The following is a 26,269-nucleotide window of genomic DNA, read 5'->3' as shown; positions in this document are numbered from 1 at the left end:
AATGAAGGTTGAGATAGAAGTGACTGCGAACAGCAGTTTGAAATCAAGAAATCTGCAGACAACAGCGGCCGGAAGAACAACATTCACCGCAGTTACGACTTACACCTGTGTTAAGGGAATGTAAAAGATAATCAATAATTTGTAAAACCATTTAAGATTCATTAAAGGTTTGGGATCTAAGATACATTCATAAGCACACGAGACAACGATAAACAGAAAGGATTGATCACATATGGCGATTGAGGTATTCAACCGTTATGAGAACAAATATTTGTTGGACAACGAAGCCTACTATAAATTTTATAACCAATTGCTTGAATACATGGAACTAGACGATTTCAACAAGCAACATGAGTTTTACTCCATAACCAACTTATATTATGACACGGAGCACAACACCCTGATTCGTAACAGTCTTGCGAAGCCCAAGTACAAAGAGAAGCTTCGTTTAAGAGCTTACGGTGTTCCAAATCAAGATACGAAGGTGTATCTGGAAATCAAGAAGAAGGTATTTGGTCTTGTTAATAAAAGAAGAACGTCGCTCAAATTAAACGAGGCTTATGATTTTGTCGCCACCGGCATGGAACCGGAATTCAAGGATTACATGAATAAACAGGTGATTGAAGAGATCAAATATTTTCTGACACGCTATGATTTGCAGCCCAAGGTGTATCTGTCTTATGACCGAAAAGCGTTGTTCTGTAAAAACAATCGCGATCTAAGAATTACATTCGATACAAATATTCGCAGCCGCCGGTACGATCTGAAGATGGAGCACGGTGTTCATGGCGAACCCTTGCTGGAGCCGGGGCAGTGGCTTATGGAAGTAAAGGCTGAGAACACGATTCCGGTCTGGCTGGCCAAAATGCTTTCAGAGCATCAAATGTACCGTACAAGCTTCTCCAAGTACGGCAACGAATATAAAAAAATGCTGAAGAACAGTAAAACAGAACGGGAGAGTGCCCTCTATGCTTGATTCATTATTTACCGTAGCAACTAGTACAGAGTTAACGTTTACCAACGCACTACTAACTATTTTTATAGCTATTGCTCTTGGCGGGATCATTAGCTACACCTATATGAAGACCAATGCCAGCGGCTATTCGCAAAGCTTCACACTAACAATGGTACTGCTGCCCGTAATTGTGGCCATCATCATTTTGCTTATCGGAAGTAATGTTGCCAGAGCTTTCAGTCTTGCCGGGGCGTTCTCCATCATTCGGTTTAGAAGTGCGCCGGGCGATCCGAAGGATATCACATTTGTTCTGTTCACCATGGCTTCTGGACTTGCCTGTGGAGTGGGTTCCTTTGGATATGCAGTTTTTTTCACCCTTATCCTATGCGCCCTTATGTTTATCCTTAACCGGACTAACTTTGGTGTAAGAACAACGTCGCAAAAAACATTAAAGGTAACCATCCCGGAGAGTCTGGGATATGAGGAAGCCTTCGCTGAAGTATTCAATAAATATAACGTTGGGTATGAGCTTAAAAAGATTAGAACGACTGAGCTTGGCAGTTTATATGAACTGGTCTACGCTGTAACGCTGGGTGAGGCTGTAAACCAGAAGGAATTTTTGGATGCGATTCGTACCCGGAACGGTAATTTAGACCTGTCTCTGACCATGACTCCAACTGCTAATGACTATTAAGATAACGAAAGGATGGATGAAAAATGGATAAATATATAACCGGAAGTAAAGTAGGAATCTTGCTATTGTGTGCATTACTTATGTCGGCTTGCAGTACCAATGCCACAACAACACAGTCTGAAGCGGCGGCGGGTACAGTAGCAGCCTCGGGAACAACGATAACTCAGAATGGGGCTGCTACGGGAGTACAACTGGCAAGCGCCAAATTGTCCGATCTGGTGACGTTCGATGAAGAGGATTCTAATACAACTTGGACGGCTGACCAATCGACGGAAATTGCTTTGGCTGGAACAAGTGCGCTTGTTGACGGCACCGGGGCTGAGTCCAAGGATGGCTCAGTGACAATTACTGCAGCAGGAACTTATGTGCTGTCTGGTAAGCTGAGTGATGGACAGATTGTAGTTAATAATCAGGATGAAGGTACTGTGCACTTGGTACTGAACGGTGTGAACATCACGAACAGCGATAGTGCAGCAATTGATATTAAAGAAGCGGGGAAAGTGATCATTACCTTGGAAGACGGGACGGAGAACTCCGTATCTGATGGAGCAACTTACGTGTATGCCGATGAAACTACAGATGAACCGAGTGCGGCTATCTTCAGTAAAGCGGATTTAACGATTAATGGGACCGGGAAGCTGTCTGTTTCCGCTAACTATAATGACGGAATTACGAGCAAGGACGATCTAAAAATTATGGGTGGCACTATTGAAATTAAGGCTGCCGATGACGGGATTGTAGGTAAAGATCTTGTCGCTGTACAAGACGGAAATATCAGCATAACGGCAGAAGGCGATGGAATGAAATCAACCAACGATACTGAGACGGACAAAGGCTTCATAGCAATAGCAGCAGGAACATTTGATATTACGGCTGGTAATGATGGAATTCAAGCTGAGACTTTACTTGTAATAGATGGCGGAACATACACCTTAGTTACGGGTGGGGGCAACGAGAAGGGTGAAGTGAAAACAGGTGATCAAGGGCAAGGTATGGGCATGAGAGGTGGCCGAGGTCAGGGAACAGGGGATCAAGCACCAGGAACAACAGGAACAACAGGAACCTCAACATCTGAAACCAAACCAGAGACGATGCCAGAAACAAAACCGGAGATACCAACAACGGAAGCATCAACAACGACAACAACGGCAACAACTACAGAATCGGAAATACCAAGTACTAAAGGTTTGAAGGCTGGAGGAGATATTAGCGTAAACAACGGAACCTTTACCATCGATTCTGCTGATGATGCAGTGCACAGCAACAGTAACATTGCTATAGCTGATGGAGAATTCAACATCAAAACTGGCGACGATGGAATCCATGCGGATGCTTTGGTGGCGATATCTGGTGGTAAAATTGATATTACGAAGAGCTACGAAGGGATTGAAGGAGCAAACATCGAGATTTCCGGTGGCGAAGCTCATGTGGTTGCTTCTGATGATGGAGTGAATGTAGCAGGAGGTAACGATGAGGCGACTGTAGGCGGCGGGCCTCAGGAGCAGGATCAATTCAGCGATTCTGCTAGCAATATGCTAACGATTAGTGGAGGAACACTAACGGTCGATGCTTCAGGTGACGGGCTGGATTCGAACGGCTCCATCACAATGTCGGGTGGCACGGTTATTGTTAATGGACCTACCAATAGCGGTAACGGTGCACTTGATTTCGACGGTAGCTTTGAACAGAGTGGAGGAACTTTGGTGGCTGCGGGAAGTTCGGGCATGGCACAAGCACCGTCTGACACCTCTAGCCAACATGCAGTCAGCATGACTTTCCCTCAGACCCAGGAGGCTGGAACATTGGTTCATCTAGAGGACAGCGAAGGTAACTCGATCCTGACCTTTGCTCCTTCGAAGAGCTATCAAACGGTGGTGATTAGTTCACCGGATCTGAAGGACGGCGGTTCTTACACCCTCTACTCGGGAGGTACCTCGACTGGTAGTGAAGCGAACGGACTGTATACGGATGGTGAATATACAGGAGGAACAAAAGTAGTAGCGTTCGAAATTACAAGCAGCGTAACTTGGCTAAATGAATCCGGAGTAACAACCGCAAACACTAATCAAGGTCCAGGTGGCGGTGGTGGTGGAAACAGAAGACCTTAGGTTATAAATTGCATTCAAAAGCCACTCCAGCATTTTGGAGTGGCTTTTTTTAGTTTGAGATAAATTAGTCGCCGTTAACAGGGATGGAATTCTGTTTAATCGGTTGATTTGAAGTGTTGATGATCACATTATGTGAATTAAAAGACAGAATTTCAATCAGCTGCTCTGCCATATGGTTAGCTGTATATTTAAATCCGCCTTTTACCCACTCTATGATTAATCCAAATAGAGCATAGGCGGTATAACTGGAAAACAATTCGATATTTACATTGGTATTAGTGTTATTAACTGCGACTAAGTCCCGCTTGGTGAGCTCCTTTAAGAGGTCGCAAATCCTATTTTGGAACCCTGGCAGAACATTGGAATTTATAATGATGGTATAAAAATTAGAGTAAGAGACCACATGTTCAAAAATCTTGATGCTCGAGGTGGTCAGCTCACTAACTATAAATTTATCGGTATGAAGATAGGGTTCTTTATAAGCCTTAATTAAATCCTCCAACACATCATCAATTAGCTCATTTAGAAGTTCTTCTTTGGTTTGATAATGTTTATAGAAGGTTCCGCGGTTTAAATCGGCAAGAGTAACGATATCGGTTATCGTAATGGTGCGGAAATTCTTTTTTTCCATGAGTAATATCAATGCGTTTTTAAGCTCTTTACGCGATTTGCTAGTTCTCCGATTATTTTTAAGCAACAGAAGACCACCTAACTGTCTATTTTCTAATCCTATTTGAACAGAATCCCACGTTATATATATTTATGAACATTTGGTGTCCCATTTGTATATTGATAGTTAAATTTTAGAGGATTAAACTTGAGTAGTATAAATTTTAAGCGTTAAAGAGATTTTATATATTGATATTTACATTATAGATAAACGTAAAGGAGACTTCCAACATGAAACTTCAAGACAGAGTTGCAGTGGTTACTGGGGCGGCATCGGGTATGGGGAAATCTATCGCAGAGTTGTACGCTAAAGAAGGGGCAAAAGTGATTGTAGCCGATCTGAACCTAGAAGGTGCTGAACAAGTAGCCGCAGGCATCAATAGTAACGGTGGAGTAGCTAAGGCACTGAAAGTAAATGTTGCCCTGGTTGGAGATATTGATAGCATGATTGATACCGCTGTAAAAGAATATGGCACGCTAGATATTTTAGTGAATAACGCAGGGATTATGGATGGCTTTGAGCCAGTTGGTGATATTACAGATGAACGATGGGATCTTATCTTTGATATCAATACCAAAAGTGTAATGCGGTCCACTCGTAAAGCACTGCCTATTTTTCTGGAAAAAGGAAAAGGGGTTATCGTTAATACCGCTTCTACAGGTGGGGTAAGTGGTGCCCATGCGGGAGCAACTTATACTGCCTCTAAACATGCTGTAGTAGGCTTGACGAAAAACACAGCTTTTATGTATGCCAACAAAGGGATTCGTTGTAATGCTATCGCACCAGGAGCTACTGCCACAAACATCAGTGCTTCAATGAAAAATATAAATGAATTCGGCGTGAGCCGTACGCAATTAACACAGGCTGTGATCCCTCGTGTAGGTACACCTGAAGAAATCGCACAAGTTGCGTTATTCCTGGCTTCGGATGATTCCAGTTTTGTAAACGGAGCTATCATCGCTGCTGATGCGGGTTGGACTTCCGCATTCTAAATGTTGGTTGTCTACCTCTGCCTCAACAGTTTATCCACGGAGTCTTACGGACCCAGATGATGTTATTCGCAAATTTTCAGCCTTTTGAGAAGGAATTCGGACTCCAGAGACGCTATTTCATATAAATCGGCCCATATTTTGTGTTTTCGCGCCAATAGCTGCAGTGGAGTCCGATAGCAATTCAAATGTGGAATAATGGCGCATTTAAGGTCTACTCGGTCCGCTAACCAATTTTTTCGGACAAAATGTGATCGGATTAAACGCAGAGGTACCCCAGCACGCTACCATTTTGCCAAATGATGACCCAAACGGGAGGCTACATAAAACTCCGCTAGAGATTAATCTAGCGGAGTTTTTTCTACGCTTGATATTTCCAGGGGAACCCTGCAAAATAGAGAGAATGCTAACTATAGAGGAGTTATATGAAATGAACGATGTTATGGTGCGGAATCATGTAAAAGTCATTGGAGCAGGAGAAAAAACTATCCTTTTTGCGCATGGATTTGGGTGTGATCAAAGCATGTGGCAGTTTATCACGCCATCATTTGAGAAAAAGTATCGAATCGTTCTATTTGATTATGTAGGCTCAGGCCATTCAGATTTAAGCGCATATACATCGGATAAATATCATACTCTCCATGGTTATGTACAGGATGTACTAGATGTTATCGAAACATTTGAACTCAAGGATCTTATTTTTATAGGCCATTCTATTAGCTCTATGATCGGTTTGCTTGCTTCAATCGAGCGGCCGGATTATTTTAATAAAATGATTATGATCGGACCTTCCCCACGTTATTTAAATGAGGGAGATGCTTATTTCGGGGGCTTCGAAAAAAGTGATATTACTGAGCTTCTGGATATGATGGAGATGAATTTCGCGGGCTGGGCTAGCTTTATGGCTCCACTTGCGATGAATAATCCTGACCCAATGTTGACTAAACAGCTGGAACGAAGCTTTATTTCGGCCGACCCTATTATCGCTAGAGAATTTGCGGAAGTTACATTTTTTTCGGATCATCGAGAAGATCTGCCTAAAGCGACAGTGCCTACACTCATATTGCAATGCTCGGATGATAGTATCGTTCCTATAGAAGTAGGAGAATATTTACATAGACATATGAATAATAGTACGTTCCGGTTAATGGAGGCCAAGGGCCATTATCCACATATTAGCCATCCCCAGGAGACCATTACTTTGATTAATGAGTATCTTGGGTGAGATGGAGAAGATTATGGTGTTGAAAGGATATTTAGACAATGGATGACCGGTTAAAATATGCGCCATGCGGATATGTTTCCATTACCCATGAAGGAATGATCCTCGATGTGAATCAAACCTTTTTGGATGGGATGGGATATCAACAGGTTGATTTGGTAAATAAACACTTTGAATCTATCATGTCTACAGCCAACAAGCTTATTTTTCATTCATACTTCTATCCTTTTATCAATCTGAATGGACATGTAGAAGAGCTATTTATCAATTTGAAGGACAGCAAGGGGCAAGCCGTGCCTTACTTGTTAAATGGTAGACGCCTTGAATGTGAAGGTGTAGAGGTCATTGATTGTATTCTCGTACAGATGGGCAAACGTATTGATTATGAGCTAGAGTTACGATCTGCGAAGAAGCAAATAGAAGAGGCATATTGGGAAAAAGATCAGGCGCTGGCAAAGCTCAAACAAATCCACCTGGAAATCGAGCAAAAGCAAGCTGAATTACTGGAGATGAATGCCGTTTTAGTAGAGCTATCTACTACAGACAAGCTTACTGGATTAAAGAATAGAAGGTTCCTGCAAGAAAAGCTGGAAGAACAGATTGCAGCGTATCACCGTGATCAGGCGCCTTTTTCGTTATGTATTCTAGATATTGATCACTTTAAAAATGTGAATGACACCTACGGTCATCAGATGGGTGATTATGTCCTGGAGAAATTGGCGAGTATCCTGAAGTCCCAATCTCGTAAAGAAGATATCGTAGCTAGGTATGGTGGTGAGGAGTTTATCCTTCTGCTGCCTAATACAGATTCATCGGATGCCACGGCTATAGCTGAGAGTCTACGACAATTCATAGCCAGCTCCACTTGGGAGATTGGCAGCATTACGGTAAGCATTGGCATAGCTACCTTTGAAGCAACCGATACAGACATCACTCTTCTGGAAAAAGCTGATCAAGCGCTTTACGTTTCTAAAGAACAGGGGAGAAATCGCGTTACGCATATTATGGATTTGAGTGAAAAGCTTCTTTAATTGGAGGCTTTTTTTGTTATTTATAAACGATACATCCTCTTTGCTCTAATTGCTCTAAAATGTCTGTTCCCTTCAAGCTGTGATTCCATCTGAGATCCAGTTTCTCTAATCGTTCAAGCTGTAAAAGGGAATTCGGAATTTCATTTGTAATTCGTATTGGCATCAAGCCTATGTGACAACGTTACGATAGAATATAACAGGATGATGATTTATTATCAGTATGTTGGCATACAAAACTATGGAATGTGGATCATACCTACATTATCTATTCGGGGATTATGGCGATCTGGAAGTGATCCATCCCTCCAATATAAGAGTGCTGTCTGCGGTGGCTATGAATGATACTGTATTATTTGAGATTAAACATGAGCCTTTTAAGCAGATGTTTGCCGATTACCCGTTGATTAAGAAGCAATTGATGCTGCTGCAAATGGACCGTTTATTTTTATCGAATTGGTTATTATATGAAATGAAATTTCATGATGCGAGAGCGCGTGATATGATCGGAACGTTAAGGGAGACGGCTACCCTTGTGCTTAAAGATCTGCAAGAACAAAAGATTATTGAGATTCAACATCAGCAGATCACCGTGTTAGACCCGGCGTATTTACTGGAGTATACGGATTTCGATTGAGAAGAGCCGTTCCGGGATTCAGAGAATCGATTATTAAAGGGGTTATGAATGTGGCTTGTAATCATTGTGTAGTAAGAGATCTGAATTTTGAAATCAAGGCTCATGGTGAGCTTAATCTTAGGGTTTTACCTGAGGTTATTCATCACTTGAGTAGAAGTAATACGATACATAAGGTGGAAGAAAATGTGATTACAATTAAGGAGGCTGGGGTGCGGGATTTTCTGGATTTCTGTAATGACCATATGGAGTCGGAGCAGGTTGAATTCCGTATAGATGACCAAACATGGAGACCTCTATCCGAATTACCCACTGTACTTGATATGGAGTGGATTGATGAGGTTATCACTAAGGGTCTTGTTACTTGCTACTTCCAACCGATTGTGAACGTAAGGGAAGAGATTTTTGCATACGAGCTCCTATCCAGATTTAAAAAAGAAGACGGATCTCTTATCTATCCTAATGAGATTTTTGCGGCGGCACGGAATCGTGGGCGTTTATATGCTTTAGACCGGTTATGTAGAATGACGGCTGTAAAATATGCTGCACCCTTAAATAAAAAAACGTTTATTAATTTTATCCCAACGTCGATCTACGCTCCAGAGTTCTGCTTAAGATCAACCGTTGAACTGGCCAATCAATTAGGCGTCGATCCTTCTCTTTTTGTCTTTGAAGTTGTTGAGACGGAGAAAGTGGATGATCTCGCTCATTTGAAAGCTATTTTGACATATTACAAGGACCGGGGATTTGAATACGCTTTAGATGATGTTGGTGAGGGCTTCAGCACGATCGAGATGTTATTGGAGCTTAAACCCCATTACATGAAGCTGGATATGAAATATGTTCAGGGTGTGTCCAGCGATCTGAACAAACAGAAAATAGCAAAGCAATTTTTAGAAAAAGCTTTAGAAATCCAATCCGTTCCTTTAGCAGAAGGTGTGGAGTTTAGAGAGGACTTTGAATGGCTTAAGCAGAGTGGTTATCAGTTGTTTCAGGGCTATTTATTTGGAAAGCCTGATCCTATTCCCAAACAGTAATCCTAATGAGTATATATCCGTCCAGAGGATGAGATGAATTTCAGGTCAGAGTCTGAGTACAGCCAACCCCCGGGGTTGTATAATTTAGGTAATTTGAAAAGGGGGACGGGATAGATATGAAATGGCATCAATTTGTAACGCGCTGGGCGGATTCTAGGGGCTTTGATGGACGAGAGATTGATTATCAATGGCCTTCTCCCTCATTTCCGGTCATCAGTATTCGCAGTAATCTAGGGCGATACTCAGGTCAGGCGTATGGCCGTGGAGGTAAACCCCGTGTGAAGACAGCCGTTGGATTAATCGCTATTGGAGATGTAGCTGTTGGCTTGATTTCCATAGGTGCGATAAGCGTGGGCGTATTATCCTTAGGAGCAATATCACTGGGAATGTGGTTAGCGATCGGAGCAATAGCACTTAGCTGGCTTGGCTTCGCAGTGGGAGCGATTGCGATTGCAGGCGTGGCTGTAGGAGCGATCGCAATCGCGGAAAAAGCGTTGGGGGCCATCGCCATAGGGGATACGGCATTTGGTGCGATAGCGATAGGCAGGATCGCTGGGGGTGCCATAGCTATCGGACAATGGGCATATGGTGTAATCGCAGTTGGCGAACATGGTTTCGGATTAATTCCCGTCACGGGCGATGTGTGGAATTGGTTCCGGCGTTTGTTTGGATCGGGGAGTTAAGTAGACCTACAGTCCTAAAGGATGCCCTTCTCTTCCGGGATAGTCGATAAATAATATCTATCACATAAGAAAAACTAATTGCAATTACCTATACTCATTTCATACCAATTAATCATGCGATCAGATCTAGGCTTATGTTACTCTTTGAATGTATTCGAAACTTCATAGGCAAACCTATGGAAATGTAGGGACGCAAAGCTATAGGGACTAAGGTTATCATAACTATTGTCAGCCAGCTGCCAAAGAGTGTGTAACGCTTTTTGTTAAAATATAAGAAAGTATAAGTTATAAAACTATACTTAATATCTTATATTTCTCGCTTAAACGCTTACCGTCCTTATAAGGACGCCGAAGGCGTTTATGCTTGTTAAGGTTTAATAAAAATTAAGTCTTAATTTTTAGGCGACTTTATACGCAATCAAGCTACTCTTTTGGGGTAGTTTTTTTTGTGCCCATTTTTGGGCACTGGAGAGATTCATATGACATCTGGGGGTAAGAAGAGATGAAGAAAATGATTGCGATCGCTACATCGGCGGCCATGTTGGCCAGTTTTTCGAGTGAGGCAGGTTATGCTTTAGCAAGTGAGGCAAGCAAGGTAAATGTAACAAAAACAGTGGCGCAAAGTAAGGTTAACTTATTAAGCAACGCCTCGGTTATTCCGTTTGAGCTGTACGGCAAGGATGCTCTAAATGCCTATAATGAGGTTTTTAGAATGAATCCAGCAAATATTAAATCCATCACAAATAACGGTGGCAACTACTCAGGCTCGCCTATAGCTAAGGCTATGGATGGGGATATGAGCACGCATTGGGAGACTGGCAAACCGAATAGTTCAACGTTTACGAATGAGGTTGTGTTTGTTTTCAATGAGTCCACTGAATTAAATAGAATGGTATACGCGGCTAGGCAATCCGGTGCGAAAGGTAAAGGTTTTGCTCAAGAATTTGATATCTACGGCTCCACTACCGATGCGGGTGATTTTACGCTCGTGTCTTCTGGAGAATATACAGGCTCAACCGGTGATGTAGTGGAGATTCAGTTCGCACCTACGGCTTTTAAGAGACTTAAATTTGTCTTCAAAAAAGCGAACCAAGATTGGGCGAGTGCGGCTGAGTTTTCTTTTTATAAAGAGGATAGTGTCTCTGCTAAAATGAAAAAATTATTTACAGATGATACCTTGAGCCAAGTTAGTGCTGCCTTTAATACGACAGAGAAATTAACAGCTTTAGAGAATGAAGTGCAGGCACATCCACTGTATGCGCAGTTTAAAGAAGAGATAGAGAATGCAAAGATCCTTTTGAAGAACCATCAGGTAGAGGCAACGGCAGCCAAGGTTTCGAAGCTAAAAGGGTATGGAACAGCCTATGAAAATGCCTATAGCCAAGCTTATAGAATGCCGAATGCAAACGTATCAAAAGTAACGGTGAACGGTGGAAGCTACCCAGGTACGAAGCCTGAATATATGCTGGATGACCAGCCCACTACGCATTGGGAAACGAACAAAAACAATGATGCAAGCTTCACGAATGAAGTCGTGTTTGAACTAGCGCAAGCGGAAGTGCTGGACAGAGTGGCTTTTTTGGCTAGAGATAACCGCAAAGGATTCCCAGAGGCTTTTGAAATCTATGCATCAGAGACGAGTAAAGGAGAGACCTTCCAACTTGTATCTAGCGGAACCGCGATTAGTACCAATGACTTTCTGGAATTTAAATTCGAACCGACGAAGTTTAAAAGATTAAAATTTAAGTTCACAAAAGCTAATATCAACAGACCTTTTGCGGCTGAATTTAGATTTTATACAGAAGATAAAGTAAGCGAAGCTGTAAATGGTATTTTCACAGATGGAACGATGAGTGCGGTTGTGCCTGCTTATAATAGCGTCGAAGCAATCAACGAATTAGAAGAAGCGGCAAAAGTACATCCGCTCTATCCAATCCTGAAAGATTCTTTGGATTTAGCTAAGAGGCTAGTGAATGGTGAAGTTCAAACCGAAGGCACCATCATTGAGGCGGAACAACGTGGAGATATGAAAAAGCATGCGCAGGAAAACCTGAGAATTGGTTTTGGTACGAACAACCAGCCTACAGGTCTCGTTGCAATGCCTGGAGATACGATCAACGTTTATGTGGATGCAGCTTCTAACGATAAGCTACCTTCTTTAGTCTTTTCTCAACAAGAGGCCGCTTGGAATGTTTGGGCTAGAGGTGTGCAATTGCGTCCAGGTAAGAACATTATAACCGTTCCTGAATTTGCTATGAATAGTTATTATGCACATGAAGTGACTAAGGGCGGCACCGTTTATATCGTAAATCCCTATACAGCAGAGGAACAAGGGAAAGCGCCATTGATCCGCTTCGAAGGTTTAGAAAAGATTCCTTTTATGACCAAGACCACGGATCCAGAACAATTCAAAACCTTCTTAATCACATACAAACAAAGACTAGACGAAGATAAAGCGGCTCATCCAAATGTTCAAGATCGTAAACTCATAGATGTGGTAGAAATGGCCAGCGATCATGTTATATTCACAGGAACGGCGACGGAGGCGTACAACAAATATATTACGCAAAGAAATAACCCGCTGGACACCGTAACTGGGTATGACACCTGGATGAAGAGCATTTTTGCCTTCTATGGCTTGGATGGCAGTAGCGAGATTCATGATGCCAAGCTAATTCGTGAGAATATTCGCTTGATGCAGCCTTATGGTGCGATGTATGCAGCGGGAGATCATACAGGGATCCAACTTGGAACAGTAGGAACCATGTTAGGTGATTTTAATAAAGCCTATCCGGGCTGGGGACTGAATCACGAAATTGGGCATCGCTTGGCTATGGGTGAACGGGAATATGGCGAAGTAACTAATAATATGGTGTCTATGTTTATGTCTGTCGCAGCGAATTCGATAGATAATCGTATACCGTATGAATCAGATATCTATAAATATGTCCTCGAAGAAAATAAAGTGGTTATGAATCAGCAGGGCTTATTTGCACAACTCGGAGCCTATTGGCAGCTGGAGCTGGCACATCCGGGATACTGGACAGAGCTAACCAAGCTATATCGGGAGCGGAAGGTCACCCTTACCAACGGTGACAATTCCAAGCAGCAGTATTTGGTGGAGTTCTCCTCCGAAGTACTGGGATTAGATTTAAGCAGCTATTTTGCCAGACATGGCTTCACTGTGAATCCTGAGACAAAAGCGAAAGTAGCCAAGTATCCGGCACCGCAAAAGTTATGGTATTTAAATAACTCGGTGATTAATTATGAGGGAACTGGAATAGCGGATAAAAATCTGGCCATTAAGGTTAATATCACACCTAACACCACGGCTAGAACGAACACGTTAAGTTTCAGTATAGATAAAGAGCTTAAGCAAGACTTTTTAGGATATGAAGTGTATAGAAATGATGTGTTAGTTGGTTTTACAGGAACTGAGCAATTTGTGGATCAGAATGTAGATGTGAGTATCAACTATACGTACAAGATCGTCGGTTATGATAAAAAGCTGAACCCACTGAAGCCCGTACAGGTTAAAGCCTTTAAGCCAGCCTTGTCTGTTGAAGATCAGCTCACTTTAAAGCTTAATCAAACCTTTGATCCGATGAGCTATGTAAAAGCGGCTAACTATCTAGGAAACGATATTACTGCAGATGTCTCTCTGAAAGCCAATAACGTTGATGTAACGCAAAAAGGCAACTACGAAATTGTATATGAAGTGAAAAGCGAAGGGGTTACGGAAACGAAAACCACACAGGTTACGGTAACGAGCGACTACGCCTATATTTCCGATCTCAATGCCAATTCAGTCGTTGTAGGCTGGGGTGAATTAAAGAAAGATAAAGCCGTTTCCGGAGGAATCATAACCCTTGTTCGCCAAGGATTGGCTGCGACGTACGCGAAAGGGATTGGTGTTCATGCCAACTCTGAGGTAGTTTACGATATTGAAGGTAAGGGTTACGACTTTTTTGAAAGCTACATTGGGATTGATCAAGCCATGAAAGGGAAACCTTCCTCGGCTACTTTTGCAGTGTATGTGGATGGAGAACGGAAATTTGAGAGTGATGTTTTCCGGGCAGGAACAGAACATCAATTTGTGAAAATCCCTGTGACTGGCGCAAGAGAGGTGAAGCTGGTTACAACAGATGCTAAGGATGGCAATGCTTCAGACCATACGGTATGGGCGGATGCGAAGTTCTCGAATAATTCAAGCAAACCTACCATTACAGTACCGGAAGAGACAACCTTCGTTAAGCTGAACAGCGTATTTGATGTGTTGAGCGATGTAACAGCTTTTGATACGGAAGATGGTAACTTAATTGGAGCCGTTGAAGTGCATTCAAATGGATTCACATCAAGCAAAACAGGGACTTACAACGTCGAGTTTTCAGTTACAGACTCAGATGGGAACTCCGCTGTGCAGGCCAGAAAGATTGTTGTATACAGCGCTAGTAAAGACCTGAGTGATATAGATTGGCAATCGGCAAAAACGGATTATAATGTGGTTCGAAAAGATAAGGCTAGCTCTAACAATCCGATTAAGCTGCTGGTAAATGGCGAGGTCAAAGAGTTCGCTAAGGGCTTAGGAACCCATGCCAGCTCTGAAATCGTGTATAATCTGGCGGGTGCAAACTATGAATATTTTGAAACGTATGTAGGGGTTGATAGAAATATCCCTGAGCAAAGCAACTCCAGTGTAATTTTCAAAATCTTTGCCGATGGGGCAGAGGTTTATAACAGCGGACTGATGAAATTTGGTACAGAAGCCAAGCTTGCGCGGATACCTGTTAAGGATGTAAGTGAATTGAAGCTGGTGTTAGATAATGCAGGTAACGGAAATGCTTCAGATCACGGTGATTTTGCTGATGCGAAGTTTATGATCTTGAACAATACACCAGAGCTTACCATACCTAAATCTGTCTCAACCAAAGTGGGCCAAGCGATTGATATCAGTGAAAGCTATACGGCAATGGATTCGGAAGACGGTGACTTGACGTCTCAAGTGAAGGTCACAGGCCAAGAGCAAGTTAAATTCAACCGGGCCGGAAAGTATCCAATCACTTACACAGTAACAGATAGTGATGGAAATACGACCACGAAGATTAGAACTATAGCCGTAGTAGACATGACGGACTTTACGTACCTGACGGATTACGACTGGAATTCTACTCAGAACAGCTATACTACACCTTTGAAGGATAAATCTATTAGTGCAAATACGCTGAGATTAACAGATGAGAACAATCAGGTAGTGTCCTATGAAAGAGGAATTGGAGCGCACTCTAACTCGACGATTGTATACAATCTAAGCGACAAAAACGCGGACTATTTCACTTCCTATGTAGGTGTAGATAGACAAATGTACGGTTCTGTTGGTTCGGTGAGCTTTGAGGTGTTTGTCGATGGAGAGAAGAAATTCGATAGTGGGGTCATGGGTTCGAGAGATCCGCAGAAATTCATCGAATTGGATATTAATGAAGCAAAAGAACTGAAATTAGTCGTCACAGACGGGGGAAATGGCAACGGATCTGACCATGCTACATGGGGTGGAGCCAAACTACATTTCGCGAATGGAGATCACTTATTCACTAGAGATCTCGAACAGGCGATTGCAGCGGCTAAAGCAATTTCTCTAGAAGGCTTCACACCTGAGAGCATCGCGGCATTTACGTCCAGCCTCTCGATAGCAGAGACAGTGTTGGCTAACTCTTCTGTTACGCAAAGTGAAGTAGACGAAGCTGTAGCAGCGTTGCAACAAGCAACCGAAGGTTTGGTCCAAATAGATCTTACGCAACTGATTACTGTGGCGGACCCGTATTTAAGTGCTTCGATCAAGACTACATTGGGCGTAACTGGAGAATTAACATTAGGTGATATGTATAATCTTACAACGTTAACTAGCGAAACCAGAAGAGCCGGATCCTTGGAAGGTTTGCAGTACGCGAAGAACCTAGAGACACTTGATATTACTGGAAATGAAATTACAGATTTCTCCCCATTACAAGGATTAACTAAACTAACGAGCTTATTGGCCGACCCACAAATGGTAGAGGTAGGAGAATTTAAGGGACCTGTAGTTGAAGTGGCCAATCTGGTGAAAGGGCTCGATGGCAGCAAAGTGATCCCTAATTCGGCTGGGGTAAGAAACACTAGAACATCTAAAGAAATTGTGTTTGATATGAAGGAATGGGCTGCTAATCCGGATGTGTTCACTATTGACCTATCAAACGAGGAGAAAGGAACTTACATGCTGGGGTTAACTTACCAAGTCGCAGGTAATCTCGTGCAAATCATTTCTTTTATTGATAATAATTAAATTCCCAAGAAAGCAGGCGGATTGTGGTCTCTATAACCATGGTTCGCCAGTTTTTAAATGAAGGCGTTTTATGTAAAAATATCCATTTTGTCATATGACAAAAGAAATGACAACGCTCACTATAAGCGGTGTAGTCTTTTAACTATACTTAATCAGAAATGCGCCAAATTTAAATGAATACTCCAATTGAAGCTTTTTATACAAAGAAGTAAATAATGTATGCGGTTTAGAGGGAGCTGTTTCTGTGAAAATCATCATTGTAGATGATCATCCTTTAGTTAGAAGAGGGCTGGCATCTGTCATTGCAATGCAATCGGATATGCAATTTGCCGGTGAAGCTACGAATGGTCCGGAAGCACTTGATGTGATTGAAGAGACAAAGCCAGACATTGTCCTCATTGATCTTAAGCTTGCTGATGAATCAGGACTGGATGTCATTAAGATAGCACGTACCCGCGGCATTGTTAGTAAATTCATACTGTTGACTTCCTCTGCGAGCAGAGAGGATTTTTTGAGGGCTGAAGAAGTATTGGTAGACGGATATGTTCTGAAAGAGGCACTGCCGGAGGAATTACTGTTTGCTATCCAGTTGGTGTACAAAGGGAGAAAATACTATGATCCTGGTCTAATGGAAGAAAAGATGCGAATGAGCGCCAGCAGTCCAACAGATGAATTGACACCAAAAGAGAAGGAAGTCCTGATTCAGCTTGGACAAGGTGCTTGCAATAGAGTGATTGCCACACGTCTTTTTATCAGTGAATTTACGGTGAAGAAGCATGTCAGTCAGATTTTAGCGAAGCTGCAGGTTACTGACCGGACACAGGCGGCATTGTGCGCGAACGCGATAGGATTAACGAAATATGAAATGTCTTATGAGTAGAACGGCAAGATCAGATGTTATAATGGCTTTAACTACTTTGTGAGATTGAGTATTCTGTCTAATTGTAATTAGGGAGTGCTGTTGATGTTTGAATTGCCAGGATACCAAACCTTAGATCTGATAGATAATACCGCAGATATCAGGTTATACAGACTCCTACGTCAAGAGGACGGCCTAAGAGTTATCGCTAAGACAACAATAGGAGAATATCCGGGAGCTGCCATGGTCGATGCTTTTCGTCATGAGTATGACATGCTTAAGCGACTTTGCGGTCGTGGTGCAATAGAGCCGTACAGTTTGGAAATTATGGCGGACCGACCAGTCCTTCTCTTAAAAGATATAGAGGGGAGTACCCTTGGGCAGATCCTGCGTATGCCTGTTAATTCACTGGGTCTTCCAGCGCTAATTCGAATCGCTACAGCTATTGCTGATTGTCTTATGCAAATTCATCGTGAAAAAATAACACTAAATGAACTAACCCCCGCTCATCTAATCGTCAATCCCATTACTTTTGAAGTGAAATTTATTGATATAAGAATGTGTTCTACCGAAAACACCACGAGTCCTTTGTCACCGTTAGGCGGCCGGCCCGATGTTCTGCTTCCTTATATCGCTCCAGAACAAACGGGACGAACCGGAGTTAAACCGGATTACCGTTCTGACTTTTATTCGCTGGGGATCATCCTGTATGAATGTCTCTCGGGCAGCCGCCCCTTTGAGCTGCAAGATGTTGTTGATATTGTATATCGTCATCTTGCAGATACACCTGAGCCTCTGCACCGCAGGTTCCCCACTATCCCTCTATCGGTCTCTGATATTGTTGGTAAATGCATGGAGAAAATGCCTGAAGCGAGGTATGCCAGCGCGTTTGGCATTAAATCGGATCTTGAGGAATGTCTATCCCGTCTAGAAGAATCCGGACATATTGAGCCTTTTCCACTAGGAAGCTGGGATATCCCAGAGCGCTGGATGGTATCAGGACGCTTCTATGGAAGACATCTTGAGCAACAAAGCTTAAGAGAAGCACTGCAACGAGCATCACAAGGTGCCGTAGAGACGGTTTGGATTAGCGGGGAGAGTGGTATCGGCAAAACAACCTTTCTGAAGGAGACCCTTACAAATACAGTCTCTTTGGATGGTTTCTTCGCCAGAGGCAAATTCGAATCCCGACATACCTCACTCCCTTATGGCATCTGGCATCAAGTCATAGAAGAGTTGGTTAGTCAGCTGCTGATGGAAACAAAGCTGCAGGTGGAGGTTTGGAGGCTGCGTATTCTACAAGCAGTGGACAATTACGGTCAGTTGCTGATCGATTTTGTTCCTAAGCTTGAACTCTTGATTGGCCCTCAACCCTCCGTGCCTCCACTGCCACCGCTGGAAGCTCAGCATCGCTTTCAATTAATCATGAGCCGATTTATTCAACTCTTTCCTCATGAGGATCATCCTTTGATCTTGGTATTGGATAATTTGCAATGGGCTGATGATACGTCGCTGCAATATCTCACTTCGCTTATAGAGAATACAGCAACGACTCATCTGCTAATCGTGCTTTCCTATCGCAATCGGGAGATTACAAGGCTGCACCCGCTCAGTAGGCTGGAAAAACATCTGATTGACCGCAACGTAGCGATGAGCAGAATTTCTTTACAAGCGCTTGAACTCACCGATTTAAAACAACTGCTACTTGATGTTATGCGTTACGAGGCAGCTGACTTGGACGAGCTGTCGCGCGTGCTGCTTCATAAGACAGATGGAAACCCGTTATTTATTAAGCAATTCCTTCAAGATTTGATAGATGATCAGCGAGTGGAATTTGATGAGAATATTCGAAGCTGGAAATGGGATCTCCAGCGTATTACTGAATTGAATGTACCCGATAACGTAGCTTCATACCTTTCAAGTAAATTGCAGCAATTTCCTGAACAGACGGTATATGCACTTAGCAGAGCCGCATTTATAGGCAGCCTATTTGATTTACGTACACTTGCTGATATTACGGAGACACCGATAGAGACATTGAACGATGCGTTGGCGGTTGCTGTACATGGGCGCTTGTTGCAGCCCGTTAACGGGGAGGAATATCCGCATTATAAGTTCCAGCACAACCGCATTCATCAGGCAGCATATACTTTTATTTCCGAAGAGGAGCGTTCCGAGCTGCATTGGAGGATTGGTCTGTTATTGCTAGGCCGAGGCCCGCTTAGTGAAGGAACGACTCTATTCGAAGCTGTCCATCATTTGAATCAGGCACTTACATGGTTAGACCGCCCTGAAGAGAGGCTTCAACTAGTAGAGCTGAACTTACAGGCAGGGATAAAAGCGAAGCAAACAACCGCACATGAGACAGCCTTGCAATATATGCTTCAGGCAACGTCATTATTAGAGGAGCAGAGCTGGGAGGCGCATTATGGGCTGACCTTCCGGGTATTCCGTGAGAGGGCGGAGCTCGAATATTTATGTTCCCATTTTGATACGGCTAATGAATTATTCCATCTGTTGATTGATAAAGCTACGACAAATATGGATAAGGCTTACGTCTACGTAATGAAGGTGCAGTTGGAAGCAAGTAATGATAACCATGAAGAGGTGATCTCCTTAGGCCAGCATACCTTATCGTTACTGAAAGTGAAGCATCAATTTGATCCTGGTTATGCTCAATTGACGCTTCAATGGTTACGATTGCGGCATAGACTCAAGAAGGTCTCACTCGAATCGCTTACTCTTTTACCTCCAATGACTGATGAAGCACGTAGAATCGCAATGTCTACTTTAGATCATTCAAGCAATGCTTGCTTTTACGTCAATCGAGAAGGGTGGCTTGCTTCTTCCTTCACCATGATTGAATTAACGCTTGATTATGGGATGACTCCGGAGGCTTCCATTGGATTCATAGGTTATGCAATGTTTCAATATTATTACTTCCGTAATGATGAAGAGACATTCAAATGGGCCATGCTGGCGTTCAGCTTATCCGAACCCTATCCGAAACAGCACATGACAACCTTAGCCGCGTTCGCCATGTGCTACGATAGCTGGCGGCATTATGATCCTGCTATGCTCCATACGTTTACCGAGAAAGCTGGTAAAGTAGGACTGGAATCAGGTGACTTATGGAAGGGAAACCAGAATGTGTTGATCAACTGTGCCTCCCTTTTGCAATTTGGTCATCCTCTCGGCGATATCTATGAGCGATTAATTACTCATTCCGGTGATTTGCTGCGCCATAACAACAGTCTTCATTGTAAGCAGGCTATTGTAGCAGCGGCCATTCTTGTTCGCTTGACAGGTTATCGCTCTATAGATGATCCCTTTCCCATCGCGGAGATTAGCGAGCCTGCTTTTGCACAGTCGGTTCATGGGGACACCTTTGATTTTATACAAGAAATGGTCTGGATCTATCAATATTTGACGGGCTATGTATTTGGGGAATACCGAGAAGCCAGTGAGGCATTAGCCAAATCAGCGGCCATTATAAAATCACGCGAAGATGGCCTAGACAGTCCCATGCAGATCATGTATGAATGTTTAGTCTGGGCTCAGTTGTATGAGGAATATAACGCTGAAGAGCAACGTACATATCGGGCAAAAATGCGTAAATGCTTGAAGAAAATGAAAAAGCTTGCCAGGCGTTGTCCGGGGAATTATCAGCATAAATATCTCTTAATGAAGGCTGAGTTAACTCGTCTATCGCGAGATCCCCGCCAAGCTGAAGCATTGTATGAGCAATCCATTGAGAACGCTCGGATCCACGGTCATATTCACGATTTAGCGATGGCAGCGGAATGTTATGGTAAATACGGGCTTCGTCATGGCAAAATGCATCTGGCAAGAATCTATATGACTGAGGCCTATGAGGCTTATCTGCAATGGGGCGCAAAGGCTAAAGCGGCTGACCTGGAGCAGCAGCATCGCCATTTGCTGCATATTAAACGAGAGCCCGGGCTCGATCGTGTGGATTCCCTTTCTGTGGTAATGTCTGCCCAAGCATTATCCGGCGAAATGGAGATGAGCCGATTATTGGCCACGCTGATGCGAATCATGCTCCACAATGCTGGGGCAGAATATGGGGCTGTTATTTTTGATCATGACGGCAAATGGATGGTGGAAGCTTATGGGACCTCAGAAGCCCAGCATATCGAATCTGTTCCACTTGGGGAAGAATCGGGGTTGGTCCCGGCAGCGATTATAGCTTACGCGGCAAGAACACAAGAACAGGTTGTATTACATGATGCACTCAGTGAAGGAATATTTACACGTAATACTTACGTTAGGAATAATAGACTGAAATCGGTTCTATGTCTCCCCATCATGAATCAGAATAAATTGGTTTGCCTGCTCTATTTGGAGAATAATCTATCGCCGGGTGTATTTACTCCAAGCAGACTCGATGTGCTCAAGCTGCTTGGTTCACAATGCGCAATCTCAATCGCTAATGCCAAGCTGTATTCGGGAATCCAATATCTCAAAAAAAATCTGGAGGATCAGGTGGTAGAAAGAACTCGTAGCCTGGAGCGTTCGATGCGTGAAACATCTGCGGCTTTGGCCGAAGCTACTGTTTTTGAGGAACGCAATCGTATTGCCCAAGAGATTCATGATATTGTCGGGCATACCCTGACATCGACGATTCTGCAGATTGAAGCTGGCAAGCGGCTGCTTCAGAAGAAGGAGATAGACAGCGGCTTTCAGCGTCTGGCTGAGGCCCAGGATCTTGTGCGGCATAGCTTGAATGAAATCCGCGGCTCTGTCCATATGCTGAAAGAGGACAGGTATTCTGATCTAACCGTGATGCTGAAGCAGTTGATTCGAGATACAGAACGCAATGCAGGCGTTGTTGTTCATGCAGTTATTTATGATCTGCCGGAAGCCATGTCAACAGCCTATAAAAAGGCAATCTATCATGCTTTGCAGGAGGGCTTAACTAATGGGATCAGACATGGGAAGAGTGTGGAGTTCCATTTTAGTCTGGAGTCTGTTGGAGCGAACTTGCAGTTTAGACTCAAGGATTGTGGGCTAGGGATGAGTCCAATCGTGATGGGATTTGGACTTAGGACGATGAAGGAACGGGTTGAGCAGCTGGGAGGCAGCTTATCCATCGATTCAGAAATGGATGAAGGCTGTTTACTGGAGATTGATCTGCCCATGCGAAGGGTTGTGGATAGAACATGAGTAAAATAAAAATTGTAATTGCCGATGATCAATTGTTGACGCGGGAAGGACTTCGCACCATTTTGGATCTGGAAGATGATATGGAAGTGGTTGGTGCTGCCAAGAATGGAGAAGAAGCTTGCGAGATGGTTGAGGCACTCCAGCCTGATCTGGTGCTGCTCGATATTCAAATGCCAGTTATGGATGGCCTTAGCGCCTTGAAACGAATAAAGCAGATTCGCCCGAACATCTTCATTCTGATTCTGACTACTTTTATAGAGACTGATTATATTGTAGAGGGAATGGCCTACGGAGCAAGCGGTTATATGCTGAAGGACATGGATGCAGATAAAATGATCGCTTCGATTCATGATACGTTATCCGGGCAATTTATTCTGCCAGCTCCGGTAGCAGCCAAACTGGCATCGAGGATGAACAGGTTAACAGAGGACTATGAACACTGGCAAAGATCGGGTCTGGATCGTATCAGTCTGACAGAACGGGAAGAGGAGCTGGCACAGCTCATTATCCGGGGACTGAACAACCGTGAAATCGCCGATACATTACATATTGCGGAAGGTACGGCGCGCAATTATATTAGCAATCTTTACAGCAAATTAGAAGTGGTTGATCGGGCCCAAGCAATTGTGCGACTGCAGGCTATTTTGTAATAATTGTTGCTGTTAACGAATTACTGTCGGGGCCAAATATTCAAACAGCGGGAGATTCCTCAGTATTCCAAATGTAACGGTCAGAATCAACATTATAGCCATAATTGCCTGGCTAAGAGGTCGGATTTGCTTCTTATTAGTAATCCAATACAACATATACAGAGGTGCTAAAATAAACAGCAACGGGTTAAATCTAAACGCTTGAATAACGTCGAACTTCAGCAAGGAAAGAATAACTCTTGTGACTCCACATCCGGGACAATACAATCCAGTCCATTCATGAAATGGACAAGGGATACTAATATTGGTTAAGGGTATCCATGCTTTGAGATAAACTACGCCGACGAGACTTAAGGACACACCCCAAAATAGTTTAGGATGTGTCCTTTTATAAATCGTAAACTTATACCAGTTTATTAACATCGGATTGTACCAAGGCATACGTGACAATACCCAGGCCAAAGAGTGTCAGGATCACATAAAGCACTGAATTATCTGACGGGTATTGGCCGCGCTGTCTTTGAGCTTCAGCAATATGTTTACCTACCTGATAGGCCCAAATGAAGCTCCAGATCCCGCACGTAACCAACGTTAGAAGGAAATGTTTTCCTCCTGTAAATGTATAGTCTCCACTCAGTTCGCCTACCTCATTGGTTAGAACAATAAACCAATAGATTGTATAGAGCCCACATGTAATTAATGACAAAATAATGGCGAATGCAACACTTCTGCGACTAATCATTACTCACTCTCCTATGTATTTACATAAAAATTCGACATTTCCATCTTATTGAATTAGGAAAAAATATACAAGACAATATTTGAGAATTACTGTCCGCTGTCGAAATCTAGACAAACTTACTGCTGATATCTAGTGGAAACCTTACCAAATATGAAATATACTTTTGAGGCTATGCACTGGAACCACAACTAGATTTACATTAACGAATGGAGGACACTTTGATGTCAACTTTGCCAAATTGCCCGAAATGTAATTCAGAATACACTTATGAAGATGGTAGTTTGCTCGTCTGCCCGGAATGTGCGCATGAGTGGAGCCTCGACACAGAGGCTGAAAGCAGTGAAGAGAACAAGGTTGTCAGAGATGCCAACGGAAATATTTTAAATGATGGAGATGCTATAACTATTATTAAAGACCTTAAAGTAAAAGGAAGCTCATCCGTTCTGAAGATAGGAACGAAGGTGAAAAACATCCGTTTAGTGGACGGAGATCATGATATTGATTGCAAAATCGATGGTTTTGGAGCTATGAAATTAAAGTCCGAGTTTGTTAAAAAGATCTAAAAAATAAGAATCAGCTTAACTTCAACAGAAGTAGGCTGATTCTTTATTTTAAACGTTATCTATTAATCTCAACAATCTGATTTCGTCCGGCATTTTTTGCTTGATATAAGGCTTTGTCCACTGATTCGAATAAATCATTTAGTTGATTGGTCAGGCTTTCTGTATATTGTGCTGCAAAATTACTAATGGACAGCAGTCCCATACTAACAGTAATCGAGAGGGAATGAGCAACATCCTCTACATGTACTTTATTAGCTTCTATTATAGATTTGATATGTTTTGCTAAGTGGTTTGCTTGTGTTTGATCTGTATTTGGTAAGTAAATGATAAATTCTTCTCCGCCATAACGCGCCAGAACATCCGTCTCCCTCAACGTTTTTTTAATTACCTCTACCGTGCTGCAAATGACGACATCACCGATTAAATGGCCGTAATTATCATTCACTGTTTTGAAAAAGTCGATATCCAGAAGGATGATAGCAAAAGGCTGCTTGAGTTTCATATTTTCTATGATCTCATGCTCTAAGTGCAGCGTTAAGTAATGACGATTATAACAACCGGTTAGGCTGTCCGTTATGGCCATCTGCTTAAGTTTTTGGTTAGTCTGCGATAATTCATCCTGGATTTCAGTTAATGCAGCATTACGCTCTTGCAGGGTCTCGTTCTGGTGATTGGTCTCGGCTATGAGGCGATGCAGCTCGCTTCTGTCCTGAAAAGTGAGAATGCGTCCAACCCTGATTCCACCTACCACAATCGGCGCCGCAGTAATGTTAATGTATGCATCGAGTGAGGTGTAGAATAGTTCAACCTCAGTCCTCTCCATGGGCTGGTTCAAGTATGTATGAAGGAATAAATCGAAAGCTCCGGAAGTTTGCTCTATGGGTGCGATGGTCGACACGTCAAAGTGAGCACCGATTTGCAGATGGATTTTTGGAAAAAGCGAGCGATTGATTTCTACTACAGTCTCACTATCATCCAGTACAAGAATTCCTTCTGTAATGGTGTCAATGATATCCTGATGGGCGATGGTTACGAGATCAAATATTTTATCCCGATGGATAGCAATTACGAAAAAGATTGCCGAGATTAAGATCCCCAGAGAGGTCAGCCCTGGAATAACTGGATCAGATTTAAGCAATACCACATTAAGAAAAACATCCAATAAAATAAATACCGTTAGCACCAGCACCCCTTTGAGCACATGAGCAACCTGTTTTTTGATCCGCTGTGTAGTGTTTGAGACTAGCGCTGAATAGATGATATACAGAGAAATTATTACGCTGGTGGTTAAGAAGATAATAAGCAGCCAAAAAATCGGACCATAATATCTTTCGATATATCCGCCGTTCATAGGGAGAACAAAACTTCCGTTTGGATTGGCGATCACCCCTACTAAGATCAAAGCTGCGAGAATGTATAGGATCAATGTGTTCTTTTTTCGAAGAAGATGTGAATTCCCGGTGAGTAGTACCGTGAACAGAAGCCAGCCAATCGTTAACAGAACCGAGTCGATAAAAGCGAGCTTTACATAAAACAATTGAAACTTGGGATCGTCGGTCGTTTTGATAGCGAATTGGCAGAAGGGCCATAACATCATAGTAAAATGAAAAACTAAGTATGCTTTATGTAGGTTAGTGATAGTTACAGACGCAAATATGTAGATGAACAAAGCGAACAAAACAAAAAATAATAACAAATCAATCCATGTCATGATATTCATTTCAGTGACACCTTCTCCCACCCGGTTAACAGTTCTTTCATGTTACCTTGAATTTTATTCGTTTGCCATATGATTATTTGTTCTACGACAACCGCTATTTGTTTAAGAGTCTTTCAACATATTCCTTCAAAATCCTCTATTTGTAAGCGTGGTTTTGCAAATTTTAAGGATGAGTTTCCCGGGAAACTAGGGTTGGACAGAATGACTAGCTT

Annotated in this window: 18 protein-coding genes and 1 riboswitch; of the genes, 14 read left to right on the top strand and 4 right to left on the bottom strand. The window is 42.8% G+C overall.

All coding sequences use genetic code 11. The features are described 5' to 3' along the window. Positions 1-232 precede the first annotated feature (232 nt). Genes NST25_RS30130 through NST25_RS30120 form a run of 3 tightly spaced genes read left to right on the top strand, consistent with a single transcriptional unit; the run spans position 233 to position 3,757 of the window. Positions 233-976: a polyphosphate polymerase domain-containing protein gene (locus NST25_RS30130; RefSeq protein WP_076105108.1), complete on the top strand. Its 744-nt coding sequence runs from the start codon at positions 233-235 to the stop codon at positions 974-976. Continuing rightward, positions 969-1,649, top strand: coding sequence for a DUF4956 domain-containing protein (locus tag NST25_RS30125; RefSeq protein ID WP_076124168.1), 681 nt, complete (start codon positions 969-971; stop codon positions 1,647-1,649). The genes NST25_RS30130 and NST25_RS30125 overlap by 8 nt, the downstream gene beginning before the upstream one ends. Positions 1,650-1,672: 23 nt before the next feature. After that, positions 1,673-3,757 (top strand): carbohydrate-binding domain-containing protein, encoded by a 2,085-nt coding sequence (locus NST25_RS30120; RefSeq protein ID WP_340393111.1) that lies wholly within the window; start codon positions 1,673-1,675, stop codon positions 3,755-3,757. Between the two features lie 64 nt (positions 3,758-3,821). Here NST25_RS30120 and NST25_RS30115 read toward each other — a convergent pair whose 3' ends face one another. Further along, a complete protein-coding gene (locus NST25_RS30115; protein ID WP_254847725.1) occupies positions 3,822-4,454 on the bottom strand; it encodes a TetR/AcrR family transcriptional regulator in 633 nt (210 codons plus the stop codon). Positions 4,455-4,657: 203 nt separating this feature from the next. Between NST25_RS30115 and NST25_RS30110 the strand changes: the two genes are divergently transcribed. The 10 genes from NST25_RS30110 (at position 4,658) to NST25_RS30065 (ending at position 23,032) form a co-directional block, all read left to right on the top strand. Beyond that, positions 4,658-5,419 (top strand): SDR family oxidoreductase, encoded by a 762-nt coding sequence (locus NST25_RS30110; RefSeq protein ID WP_076124164.1) that lies wholly within the window; start codon positions 4,658-4,660, stop codon positions 5,417-5,419. A gap of 427 nt (positions 5,420-5,846) precedes the next feature. Then, a complete protein-coding gene (locus tag NST25_RS30105) occupies positions 5,847-6,641 on the top strand; it encodes an alpha/beta hydrolase (RefSeq protein ID WP_076181841.1) in 795 nt (264 codons plus the stop codon). A gap of 38 nt (positions 6,642-6,679) precedes the next feature. Then, on the top strand, positions 6,680-7,669 hold the full coding sequence (locus NST25_RS30100; protein WP_076124160.1) for a sensor domain-containing diguanylate cyclase: 990 nt from the start codon (positions 6,680-6,682) through the stop codon (positions 7,667-7,669). Positions 7,670-7,907: 238 nt separating this feature from the next. Next, positions 7,908-8,303 (top strand): helix-turn-helix domain-containing protein, encoded by a 396-nt coding sequence (locus tag NST25_RS30095; protein WP_340393108.1) that lies wholly within the window; start codon positions 7,908-7,910, stop codon positions 8,301-8,303. Then, entirely contained in the window at positions 8,300-9,337 is a 1,038-nt protein-coding gene (locus NST25_RS30090; RefSeq protein WP_305953986.1) for an EAL domain-containing protein, read from the top strand. The genes NST25_RS30095 and NST25_RS30090 overlap by 4 nt, the downstream gene beginning before the upstream one ends. A gap of 116 nt (positions 9,338-9,453) precedes the next feature. Continuing rightward, complete coding sequence (locus NST25_RS30085) at positions 9,454-10,020, top strand: hypothetical protein (RefSeq protein ID WP_076276340.1); 567 nt, start codon at positions 9,454-9,456, stop codon at positions 10,018-10,020. A gap of 157 nt (positions 10,021-10,177) precedes the next feature. Beyond that, a riboswitch (cyclic di-GMP riboswitch) is annotated at positions 10,178-10,264 on the top strand. A 258-nt stretch (positions 10,265-10,522) separates the two neighbouring features. Next, entirely contained in the window at positions 10,523-16,336 is a 5,814-nt protein-coding gene (locus tag NST25_RS30080) for an NPCBM/NEW2 domain-containing protein (RefSeq protein WP_340393107.1), read from the top strand. Between the two features lie 244 nt (positions 16,337-16,580). Next, entirely contained in the window at positions 16,581-17,216 is a 636-nt protein-coding gene (locus NST25_RS30075) for a response regulator transcription factor (RefSeq protein ID WP_076124152.1), read from the top strand. Between the two features lie 84 nt (positions 17,217-17,300). After that, positions 17,301-22,382, top strand: coding sequence for an AAA family ATPase (locus NST25_RS30070; RefSeq protein ID WP_340393105.1), 5,082 nt, complete (start codon positions 17,301-17,303; stop codon positions 22,380-22,382). Further along, positions 22,379-23,032, top strand: coding sequence for a response regulator transcription factor (locus NST25_RS30065; RefSeq protein ID WP_036682266.1), 654 nt, complete (start codon positions 22,379-22,381; stop codon positions 23,030-23,032). The genes NST25_RS30070 and NST25_RS30065 overlap by 4 nt, the downstream gene beginning before the upstream one ends. Positions 23,033-23,044: 12 nt before the next feature. Here the strand turns inward: NST25_RS30065 and NST25_RS30060 are convergent, their stop codons facing one another. Then, on the bottom strand, positions 23,045-23,455 hold the full coding sequence (locus NST25_RS30060) for a DUF2752 domain-containing protein (protein ID WP_076124149.1): 411 nt from the start codon (positions 23,453-23,455) through the stop codon (positions 23,045-23,047). Then, positions 23,436-23,774, bottom strand: a complete 339-nt coding sequence (locus tag NST25_RS30055; protein ID WP_051491231.1) for a DUF4234 domain-containing protein — start codon at positions 23,772-23,774, stop codon at positions 23,436-23,438. The genes NST25_RS30060 and NST25_RS30055 overlap by 20 nt, the downstream gene beginning before the upstream one ends. 221 nt (positions 23,775-23,995) lie before the next feature. Here NST25_RS30055 and NST25_RS30050 point away from each other — a divergent pair, with 221 nt between their 5' ends. After that, positions 23,996-24,337 (top strand): zinc ribbon domain-containing protein YjdM, encoded by a 342-nt coding sequence (locus NST25_RS30050; protein WP_036682263.1) that lies wholly within the window; start codon positions 23,996-23,998, stop codon positions 24,335-24,337. 55 nt (positions 24,338-24,392) lie between these two features. On the opposite strand, the gene NST25_RS30045 is transcribed toward NST25_RS30050, so the two are convergent. Further along, a complete protein-coding gene (locus NST25_RS30045) occupies positions 24,393-26,057 on the bottom strand; it encodes a diguanylate cyclase (protein ID WP_076181852.1) in 1,665 nt (554 codons plus the stop codon). Positions 26,058-26,269: the final 212 nt, after the last annotated feature.

Source organism: Paenibacillus sp. FSL E2-0190, from assembly GCF_037992965.1.
GTDB classification, from domain to species: domain Bacteria; phylum Bacillota; class Bacilli; order Paenibacillales; family Paenibacillaceae; genus Paenibacillus_AQ; species Paenibacillus_AQ odorifer.
Note: the sequence above shows the minus strand (reverse complement) of the source record. Positions and strands in the feature narration are given on the sequence as shown.

Bases quoted from the DNA above. Each gene is read 5' to 3' on its own strand.
- NST25_RS30060 (WP_076124149.1), bottom strand. From the start codon at position 23,455: ATGTTAATAAACTGGTATAAGTTTACGATTTATAAAAGGACACATCCT.
- NST25_RS30105 (WP_076181841.1), top strand. From the start codon at position 5,847: ATGAACGATGTTATGGTGCGGAATCATGTAAAAGTCATTGGAGCAGGA.
- NST25_RS30095 (WP_340393108.1), top strand. From the start codon at position 7,908: ATGGAATGTGGATCATACCTACATTATCTATTCGGGGATTATGGCGAT.
- NST25_RS30120 (WP_340393111.1), top strand. From the start codon at position 1,673: ATGGATAAATATATAACCGGAAGTAAAGTAGGAATCTTGCTATTGTGT.
- NST25_RS30065 (WP_036682266.1), top strand. From the start codon at position 22,379: ATGAGTAAAATAAAAATTGTAATTGCCGATGATCAATTGTTGACGCGG.
- NST25_RS30080 (WP_340393107.1), top strand. From the start codon at position 10,523: ATGAAGAAAATGATTGCGATCGCTACATCGGCGGCCATGTTGGCCAGT.
- NST25_RS30045 (WP_076181852.1), bottom strand. From the start codon at position 26,057: ATGAATATCATGACATGGATTGATTTGTTATTATTTTTTGTTTTGTTC.
- NST25_RS30050 (WP_036682263.1), top strand. From the start codon at position 23,996: ATGTCAACTTTGCCAAATTGCCCGAAATGTAATTCAGAATACACTTAT.
- NST25_RS30070 (WP_340393105.1), top strand. From the start codon at position 17,301: ATGTTTGAATTGCCAGGATACCAAACCTTAGATCTGATAGATAATACC.
- NST25_RS30055 (WP_051491231.1), bottom strand. From the start codon at position 23,774: ATGATTAGTCGCAGAAGTGTTGCATTCGCCATTATTTTGTCATTAATT.
- NST25_RS30110 (WP_076124164.1), top strand. From the start codon at position 4,658: ATGAAACTTCAAGACAGAGTTGCAGTGGTTACTGGGGCGGCATCGGGT.
- NST25_RS30125 (WP_076124168.1), top strand. From the start codon at position 969: ATGCTTGATTCATTATTTACCGTAGCAACTAGTACAGAGTTAACGTTT.
- NST25_RS30085 (WP_076276340.1), top strand. From the start codon at position 9,454: ATGAAATGGCATCAATTTGTAACGCGCTGGGCGGATTCTAGGGGCTTT.
- NST25_RS30100 (WP_076124160.1), top strand. From the start codon at position 6,680: ATGGATGACCGGTTAAAATATGCGCCATGCGGATATGTTTCCATTACC.
- NST25_RS30130 (WP_076105108.1), top strand. From the start codon at position 233: ATGGCGATTGAGGTATTCAACCGTTATGAGAACAAATATTTGTTGGAC.